This is a genomic window from Methylobacterium sp. J-076, assembly GCF_022829405.1.
In the GTDB taxonomy this organism is placed as follows: Bacteria; Pseudomonadota; Alphaproteobacteria; order Rhizobiales; family Beijerinckiaceae; genus Methylobacterium.
Map to the genome: position 1 here is coordinate 1 of NZ_JAKSXW010000011.1, position 1,944 is coordinate 1,944.

Below are 1,944 nucleotides of genomic sequence, written 5' to 3' on the forward strand. Positions count from 1 at the left end.
GGCACGCCCAGCTACCTCCAGACTCAGTACGAGGTGGTGCGCGTGAACCCAGACGGTTCGCGGGCTGGCATCACGAACACTCCCGGCAAGCTGGTCGAGAAGCGGATCGCCAAAGAGGTCCGCATCCCCGCCACGCCGAGCATTCCGCACACTCCCCTCAGCGGTCGCCCTTACCTGCCGGGTCTCGGTCCCGATGCGACGCCGATCTGGGGCGTCCGTCAGTACGTCAATGGAGAAGCCCGATGAGCATCGAACGAGGCAATCCCGGCGAGCACGCCGCTCATTGGCGCCGCGTCCTCAACAAGCCTGAGCGCGGTGCCGCCGACGGCAAGCTGACACAGGCCGAGCGCATTGCGGCTTGGTCGGCCCGGAACCGTCAGGACGAAGCCAAGAGCACTCAGACTCGTGCGGCCGTCGAGCGGACCCGCCGTGATGTTCTCACACCCGGCACGACCTACGCGGTCGGCGCCGAGCGTCACGCAATGGATGGCACCCGCTGGAAGCGCGTCGCCTGACACGGAATTGCGCGGGCGCCCTCTGGGCCTCCACCCCGCGCGATTGAGGGCCATGCAGCCGGCCCGATAGCCCAAGCCGACCTGTCCTCTGAGCCCTTGGGGATTGTCCAAGGTCGGCACGACTGCACCCCGTCGACCAAGCGACGGACCATCCGGGATCGCGGCTGAGGGATGACCTCGCTGCGGTCCCGACACCGATGATGCGGAGAGCCTGATGGCCAGCACCAAGCCCGACACCACCGCCACTGCGACCGCCACCGTGCCGGTGATCGAGATCCCGCCCGTCGATCATGGTGATGCTCATGGCATCGGAAACACGGAGCGCGCGCCCATCCGATCCGACCTTCTGCACGAGACGGCCGAAGAGGCACGGGCCCGCTGGCTGGCATGGATGGCGGCAGGGGTGAGGTGAGGTCCCGCGTGGGAATGGGCAGTTGGTGTAGGTCTCCGGGTCCCTTTTAGGCCCCGCGGAGGGTTGCGGGTCCGCGCGAGCAAAGCTTGCGTCTAGGTGCAAGTTTTTCCAGCGCTCTTCGCTTCGCATCTCAAATCCAATTTGACATCGCAGATACCGAGGAAATCGGCCGTTGAAAGCGAAATCTGGCACTGTCGATGCTGCCGCAGACGCCGCGCTGATGGTGCCTGTATCGACTATCGCACATGTCCTCGACCTGACGCCGCGTCGCGTTCAGCAACTCGTGGCTCAAGACGTGCTGCCGAAGGAAGAGCGCGGCCGGTATCCGCTGATCCCGGTGGTGCGCGCCTACCTCGCTCATCTACGAACAGCGCCGGAGATCGCGCCGGGCAACCTCGATCCAGCGCAGGAGCGAGCCCGCAAGGACCGGGCGCTCGCCATATCGGCTGAGATCAAGAACGACATCGCGGTCGGCAAGGTCGTCCTGATCGATGACGCTATCGCCATCATGACCGGCAGCCTCGGGGTCGTGCGGAACAAGATCCTCGGGCTCGCCTCGCGTGTGGCGCCCCGGCTGGTGATGCAGCGGGCGGCCGAGCCGATCCGCGCCATCCTGTACGATGAGGTCGTCCTCATTCTGCAAGAGCTATCCATCGAACACGACGTGCAGCGTCTAGCTCACTCAGGCGAAGAGGTGACCGCCCATGGCTGACGAACGCCTGCGCCTCGTCGCAGAAGTCCAGGACCAATTCACGGGTCCGTTGGACAAGCTGAACGCCAAACTGCAACGCACGGCCGCCGCCGGCTCGCAGGCGGCCAAGGACATGCGGAAGGACTTCGAAGGCTTCCACGGCAGCATTGGCAAACTGAACACTACCCTCGGCAGCATGTCGGCGCCATTCACCGCCCTTGGCCTGGCCAGCGGCGGGGCGGCCCTGTCCATGGGCGCCATCGGAACTGCGCTGCGCGGGTTCAGTCAGAACACCCAGAACCTGTCGATCCTCTCGAAGCAGAGCG

At 65.6% G+C, this 1,944-nt stretch carries 5 protein-coding genes; all 5 read left to right on the forward strand.

Annotated elements, in window-relative coordinates:
- The coding region (locus tag MKK53_RS00250) for a hypothetical protein (RefSeq protein WP_243925783.1) at positions 1–246 on the forward strand (246 nt) is incomplete at its 5' end.
- A complete protein-coding gene (locus MKK53_RS00255) occupies positions 243–515 on the forward strand; it encodes a hypothetical protein (protein ID WP_243925785.1) in 273 nt (90 codons plus the stop codon). The genes MKK53_RS00250 and MKK53_RS00255, both read left to right, overlap by 4 nt.
- Positions 516–729: 214 nt before the next feature.
- Positions 730–927 carry a hypothetical protein gene (locus MKK53_RS00260; protein WP_243925787.1) on the forward strand — a complete coding sequence of 66 codons (198 nt, stop codon included), beginning with the start codon at positions 730–732 and terminating at the stop codon, positions 925–927.
- 172 nt (positions 928–1,099) lie between these two features.
- On the forward strand, positions 1,100–1,639 hold the full coding sequence (locus MKK53_RS00265) for a hypothetical protein (RefSeq protein ID WP_243925789.1): 540 nt from the start codon (positions 1,100–1,102) through the stop codon (positions 1,637–1,639).
- On the forward strand, positions 1,632–1,944 hold a 313-nt coding region (locus MKK53_RS00270), incomplete at its 3' end, for a hypothetical protein (protein ID WP_243925791.1). The genes MKK53_RS00265 and MKK53_RS00270, both read left to right, overlap by 8 nt.

Excerpts from the sequence above, each read along its gene's own strand:
- MKK53_RS00255 (WP_243925785.1), top strand. The coding sequence starts at position 243 with ATGAGCATCGAACGAGGCAATCCCGGCGAGCACGCCGCTCATTGGCGC.
- MKK53_RS00260 (WP_243925787.1), top strand. The coding sequence starts at position 730 with ATGGCCAGCACCAAGCCCGACACCACCGCCACTGCGACCGCCACCGTG.